Consider the following 6,567-nt stretch of genomic DNA (forward strand, 5'->3'; position numbering starts at 1 on the left):
CGCGAGCGGGCCGCGCCCCGGGGGCGGGCGGAACACTTCCGACAAATTTGTAGGAAGCGAGCGCATCTCCTACAAAATTGTCGGAGTCCCGAGAGGGCCTTCCGAGGGGGTGGAGCGGCCTGGTGGGGCCTGTTCCGAGCCATTTCGGGGGTTTCCGTCGAGGCCGCCCGTGGGCGGGGGCGTTGGCACCGCATCTGCAAAAGGGTTCTGGCGTGAGGCCCGGTGAGGGCCTCGAGAAAACGGGCCCGCTGGGGCGGGCTTCTGGGAGGACGTGGCGAATGAGCAAGGTGATGGCGGAGTACATCTGGATCGACGGGCAGCGGCCGACTGCGAAGCTGCGCTCGAAGATGAAGGTGGTGGAGGTGGCGGAGGTCCGGAGTCTCTCCGATCTTCCCGACTGGAGCTTCGACGGCTCCAGCACGTACCAGGCCGAGGGCAAGAAGAGCGATCTGATGCTGCGGCCGGTGCGCTTCCTCGCGAACCCGCTCAAGCCGGGGACGAAGGACATCCTGGTGCTGTGCGAGGTGATGAATCCGGACGGCAGCCCGCACTGGAGCAACACGCGCGCGCCGCTGCGGCAGGTGGCGGAGAAGCACGCTTCCGAGGACGCGTGGTTCGGCCTGGAGCAGGAGTACACGCTCTTCGAGGGAAACCGTCCGCTGGGCTGGCCGGACAAGGGATTCCCGGCGCCGCAGGGTGGCTACTACTGTGGCGTGGGCAGTGACGAGGTGTTCGGCCGCAAGCTGGTGGAGTCGCACGCCGAGGCGTGTCTGCGCGCGGGCATCAAGCTGTGCGGCACGAACGCGGAGGTGATGCCTGCGCAGTGGGAGTTCCAGATTGGCCCCCTGCCGGCGCTGGAGATTTCGGACGAGCTGTGGCTGGCGCGCTGGCTGCTGTACCGGATGGGCGAGGAGTACGGCATCAGCGCCACGCTGCACCCCAAGCCGGTGAAGGGTGACTGGAACGGCACGGGCTGCCACACCAACTTCAGCACGAAGTCGATGCGCGAGGCGGGTGGCATCAAGGTGATTGAAGCGGCGATGGAGAAGCTGCGCGCGAAGCACGAGGCGCACATCGCGGTGTACGGAGCGCACAACGTGGAGCGCCTGACGGGTCTGCACGAGACGGCGCCCATCACCGTGTTCCGTTACGGGGTGAGCGACCGTGGCTCGTCCATCCGCATCCCGCTGGGGACGGCGAACGATGGCCGCGGCTACTTCGAGGATCGCCGTCCTGCGGCCAACTGCGACCCGTACGAGGTCTGCCGCATCATGCTCGAGACGGTCTGCGGCTGAGACCGTTTCAAAAGTCTCCTTGGGGAAGGAGCGCTTGGCCTGGCGGACGGGAGGTGTCGGGCTTCCCGTCCGTCGGGCACGGCGTATGTCTCGAGGGAAGGTCTTGAGGGAGTGGACCGGGCCCCGGTGGACTCGGAGCAGGGGGCCGCTCGCGCTGGCTGGAGCGCGAGAGTGCGGCGCGCCGAGGCCCGTTCCACTTGCCGTTGAGGCTCGGCCTCCGGCGACGAAGTCCTCGAAGCCGAGCGGGTTGAGTAAACGATGCTGGGCACTCAGGCGTGCGAGCGCTCGAGGCGTGCCCATGGCTCCCTGCGGTACCTAGCTTCAGGGGTGTCTGTGATTGGACACAGGGACAGCAAGGAGGGAAGCCATGGGTGAGTGGACGGACAAGCTGAAGGGGCGTGTGAAGGAGACGGTGGGGACGGCCACGGGAGACCGCGAGCTGGAGGCGGAGGGGAAGAAGGACACGCTCAAGGGCGAGGTGAAGGAGAAGCTCGAGGACGCGAAGCGGGTCATCAAGGACGCGGATGACGAGGTGAAGGGACGGCGGTAGGCGGAGCGTCGAGGCCTGGAGTGCTCGGGCAGTCGGGCGGGCTGCGGGGAGGGATACCCCGTGGCCCGTCTGTCTTTTCGGGCCGGGACCGGAGGCCGCCTTGGCGGGTCGGAGCGGGGGCATCACCTTTCGGCGGGACGCGCACGTCCTCAGGGAGGTTTCGGCATGGATGCCAGGCTGGAGCAGCTCCTCATGCCCCGGGGCGACCGGGGGCGCCGCCACGGGCCCGGGAAGGCGAACGAGGAAATCCTACGGGAGATGCGGGAGCGCATCGCCAGCTACGCGAGCCGTCCCCAGGACGAGGTAGAGGGGCGCCTGGACGAACTGGAGCGCGAGTGGGACCTCGAGCGTGCGCTGCAGGTGAACGCGGCCGTGCTGTCGCTGGCGGGGCTGGTGTTGGGGGTGACGAGGGACCGGAAGTGGCTGTGGGTACCGGGAGTGGTGGCGGGCTTCCTGTTGCAGCACGCGGTCTCGGGGTGGTGCCCGCCGGTGGAGGTGCTGCGCCGGTGGAAGCTCCGCACGCGTGGGGAGATCGACGCGGAGAAGTTCGCGCTGAGGGTGCAGCGGGGAGACTTTCGCGGAGCGGAGGTAGGGCACTCGGCGAGCTCGGAAGGGCCGGGCTGGGGGTGAGGAATCCATGCCCGAGGGCGGGATGACCGAAAGCCCACACTGAGGGTGTCCTGGACGGCAGGACACGAAGTGCGTCACGACTGGCTGTAGGAAACTCGGACGGCGGCTTGCCCGACAATGGGGGGCACCGCGACTTTCGGGTCCGCGCCAGAGGAGACAACGTGAGCACGTCCAAGATCAACCAGCCCCCGAAGAGCGCGGTTCCCAGCGCGAAGAACGAGGCTTCATCCACGAGCAGCCGTGAGGTCCGCGAGGAGACCGCGGCGGTGGTTCCTGAGAAGGCGGGTCAGAAGCCACCTGCGGCGGGGCCCAAGGCGCGGGACGCCTTCGAGACGAAGTCCCGGACGGGGTCGGCGCAGGGCAAGGGCTCGACGTTCGAGACGGCGGTGCGCCCGGCGGCTGCGCGAGGCGCGAACTCCACGTTCGAGCCCACGAGCGCCGGTGCGGCGATGAACGTGGCGGGCACGAGGGCCGCGGGGGTGGTGGGGGCGACCACGCAGGCGGTGGGAGCGCCGGTGAAGCGCTCGGTGACGCTGGTATACGACGCGGGACCGCACGCCGATCTCACGAACCTGCAGGTGAAGGGGAGCTGGGACGCGGCGGGCCGCTATAGCGCGCAGTGGAACGAGCGCACCATTCCGATGAAGCCGTTGGGGGACGGGAAGTGGGCGGCGACGGTGGAGGTGCTGGACGATGGCCAGCCGCACGACTGGGAGTGGGGCGTGCTGGCGGATGGCCCGACGGGTAAGGGCTCGTGGGCGGTGATGGGCGAGGGCAACCTGAAGCTGGACGTGAAGAAGGGGACGTCCACGTACGCGCCGACGACGTACCACGAGATGGGCTCGAGGAAGTCGGGAGAGGACGCGACGTTCAAGTTCTGGGCGGGGAACGCGAAGAGCGTGCAGGTGAAGGTGACGGACGCGGAGGGGTGGGAGCAGCGCATCCCGATGGAGCGGGGTGAGGACGGCAACTGGTCGGCGAGTGTGAAGGGGGGCTGGAAGGACCTGGTGGGCAAGTCGTACGTCTACGAGGTGGTGGACTCGGAGGGCGTGACGAGCGAGCGGCCGGACCCGTACGCGCGGGAGATGATGGGCGAGCAGCGGGGCCTGTCGCGGATGTACCTGGACGCGAAGACGGGCAAGGAGGTGAACCGCTACGCGGGGGACAGCGTCGAGCTGATGCGCTTCGACGTGGATGACGAGGAGGACGCGCACAGTGCGTACCTGGTGTTGAAGGACGCGAGTGGGCGGCAGCTGAGCCGGGACGAGCTCCTGGCGCGGCTGGGGAACTTCGACGCCACGCTGGTGGACAAGCTGCACGACGGGAAGTTCAACGACCTGTGGTCGAAGAACGTGGAGGCGGACGGGCGCATCCGGATGACGAATCAGGATGGGGCGTGGGCGACGCTGGTGAACGACCCGAAGAAGCTGGCGGGGTTGCAGTACGAGTTCCAGGTCTACGAGAAGGACGCGAAGGGCAACCTGCGGTTGAGGGATGACGGGAACGGGGACGGGAAGCTGAGCGCGGGCGAGCGCCTGAAGTCACCGAACAACGACCCGTGGAGCAACGTCATCACGGAGGCGAGCGGGGTGACGTTCCGGGGCTCGGTCATCACGGAGCCAACGACTCACGCGTGGAAGAACGACAACGCGCCGCGGGAGAAGGATCCGAGCAAGTGGGTGGTGTACCAGCTGCACGTGGGGAGCTTCCTGGGCGAGGGGAAGAACGCGGACCGCTCGACGCTGGAGGACCTGACGGCGAGGCTGGACTACTTCAAGAAGTTGGGGGTGAACACGCTGGAGCTGTTGCCGGTGAACGAGGTGGAGGGGAACCGGAACTGGGGTTACCTGGGGGTGAACAGCCTGGCGGTGGAGAGCTCGTTCGGCTTCGAGGACGCGGACGGGAAGTGGGTGAGCGGGACGGAGGCGCTGAAGCGCTTCATCGACGAGGCTCACGGGCGAGGGATGAACGTCGTCTCGGACGTGGTCTACAACCACGTGCACGGCGACTACAACGGGATGTGGGGGTTGGGAGGGCAGGACAACCCGTTCTTCAACTGGTCGGAGGATCCTGGGAAGTTCGAGCAGCGGGACACGCCGTGGGGAGCGGTGCCGGCGTATTCGAACCCGAAGGTGAAGCAGTTCTTCGTGGACCACGCGGTGGCGCAGGTGCAGGAACTGCACTTCGACGGGCTGCGGTTCGACTTCACGGAGCCCATCAAGGGAGTGGGAGGGAAGGACGGGTGGGAGATGCTGCGGGAGATCAACCGGCAGGTGCATTTCTTCAACCCGGACGTGTGGACGGTGGCGGAGCAGTTTGACTACGACCCGAGCATCACGAAGCCGGCGCAGAAGGACGGGACGGGAGGGGGCTTCGACGCGCAGTGGTACACGGAGTTCCAGCACCGGCTGGTGAACGACAACAGCAAGCCGGGGCTGATCCAGGCGGCGGCGCGGGGGTTGAAGACGGACATGGACGCGTTCATGTCCATGCTGACGGGCCCTCGAGGGCTGGACGGGTGGAAGAAGGCGCTGACGATCATCTCGAACCATGACGAGGTGGGGAACGCGCAGCGGACGATGAACACGGCGGAGGGGGACAAGCCGACGGACTTCCCGGAGCAGTGGTCGAGGAGCGCGGCGCGGTTCGGGGCGGGGCTGGGGTTGGCGGGGCCGGGCATCCCGATGTTCTTCCAGGGGGACGAGTTCGGAGCGCAGAACGACTTCCGGTGGGGCAATCCGTCCACGTGGGACAGTGACTGGAGCTGGGAGTCGCTGGGGAAGGACTGGAACTGGGACAAGGTGAAGTTCGACGACACGAGGAAGGCGTCGTACGAGCGGCTGTTCGCTCTGCCGCCGGAGGCGCGGGCGAAGGATGGGGAGTACCGGGGGCTGTCGGCGGAGGACCGGAAGGTCTTCGAGAGCCTGGCGGCGATGCCGGCGGAGCAGAGGACGGAGGCGATGCTGGACATCACGCGTCGGCAGAGCTTCCGGTTCTACCAGGACGCGATCGCACTGAGACACTCGAGCCCGGCGTTCAGCGCGGATGCCGAGGTGAACCGGGTGTACACGCACAACGACGACTCGGTGCTGGCCTTCACGAGGAAGGCGGGAGGCGAGGAGTACCTGGTGGTGGGCAGCCTGAACCGGGAGAACCTGGAGGGCTACACGATGCCGTTGCCGCCGGGGAACTGGAAGGAAGTGCTGAACAGCGACGCGGCCGTGTACGGAGGGAGCAACTTCGGCAATTACGGGGCGACGCTGAGCGGCGGCAACACGAAGGTGAACATCCCCGCGGCGGGCTACGTGGTCTTGAAGAAGGAATAGAGGGCCAGTGGCCACCACTGCGGAGAGGCGAGGGGCACGCGGCTGCTGAGGCGGTCTCTCCCCTGGCCGCCGGATGAACCTGCGATTCGGGCGGGTTCACCAGGCGGCTGGGGCTGCCGGGTCCATCCGTGAGCTCGACGGCGGAGGCCGCGAAAATCTTTTTCGTGGGAAGGGGGGACCTGTCCTGGAGGGTTATCCCCAATGAAACCCGACGCTGAGCTGCTCCTCGGGATCAATCCTCACGAAGAAGGTTTGACGGGAAGACAACAAAGCGCTAGGTATCGGTTCCCTTCGCCCGACGGGCTGGCGCCACGGCGCCGCACGCTCCCGAGCGGAAGGAATAGAGAGTTGGAAGTACGGGGTTGACTCTCAACGCGGCGGTGGTAGAAGCCGCGCCCCCTCGGACGGAAAGGCGACGTCGCACTGGCGACGGAGATCCCCGGCCGAAGCAGTGAAAGACGAAATAAAAAAGTCGGCGAGCGAAGTTGACTCCCAACGCGGCGGTGGTAGAAGCCGCCTCCCTCTCGAAGCGGCGAAAGCCGAAGCGAGGCGGAAGAAGAGAGTCGACGAAGCGAGTTGACACGAGACGCGGAAACGAAGTAGGTTCCGCGCCCCTCGACAGGAAGCAGCAAGGCGCCACGGCGCCGGGTTGAATCCAGACGAGACGAAGCAGCGAAACGGAGCGGCAACGGTCGCTTGACAGTAAGGCAGCTTCGAAATAAAGAAGGCGGCCCCCGAGGTTGAACGGGGTGCAACTGAGAAGTGG

At 67.0% G+C, this 6,567-nt stretch carries 4 protein-coding genes; all 4 read left to right on the plus strand.

The genetic code is table 11. The features are described from left to right. The first annotated feature begins 278 nt into the window (after positions 1–278). The 4 genes from glnII (at position 279) to Q664_RS12400 (ending at position 5,801) form a co-directional block, all read left to right on the plus strand. On the plus strand, positions 279–1,295 hold the full coding sequence (glnII, locus tag Q664_RS12385; protein WP_043393961.1) for a glutamine synthetase GlnII: 1,017 nt from the start codon (positions 279–281) through the stop codon (positions 1,293–1,295). Between the two features lie 367 nt (positions 1,296–1,662). Then, positions 1,663–1,845, plus strand: a complete 183-nt coding sequence (locus tag Q664_RS12390; RefSeq protein ID WP_043393963.1) for a CsbD family protein — start codon at positions 1,663–1,665, stop codon at positions 1,843–1,845. Between the two features lie 165 nt (positions 1,846–2,010). Beyond that, the gene (locus Q664_RS12395) at positions 2,011–2,475 is read left to right on the plus strand and encodes a YgaP family membrane protein (RefSeq protein WP_200883694.1); all 465 of its coding nucleotides are present in this window, start codon (positions 2,011–2,013) and stop codon (positions 2,473–2,475) included. A 161-nt stretch (positions 2,476–2,636) separates the two neighbouring features. Then, complete coding sequence (locus Q664_RS12400; protein WP_043393965.1) at positions 2,637–5,801, plus strand: alpha-amylase family glycosyl hydrolase; 3,165 nt, start codon at positions 2,637–2,639, stop codon at positions 5,799–5,801. Positions 5,802–6,567: the final 766 nt, after the last annotated feature.

This window comes from Archangium violaceum Cb vi76 (assembly GCF_000733295.1).
Lineage (GTDB): Bacteria > Myxococcota > Myxococcia > Myxococcales > Myxococcaceae > Archangium > Archangium violaceum.

Coding starts and splice junctions, on each gene's coding strand:
- glnII (WP_043393961.1), top strand. CDS start 279: ATGAGCAAGGTGATGGCGGAGTACATCTGGATCGACGGGCAGCGGCCG.
- Q664_RS12390 (WP_043393963.1), top strand. CDS start 1,663: ATGGGTGAGTGGACGGACAAGCTGAAGGGGCGTGTGAAGGAGACGGTG.
- Q664_RS12395 (WP_200883694.1), top strand. CDS start 2,011: ATGGATGCCAGGCTGGAGCAGCTCCTCATGCCCCGGGGCGACCGGGGG.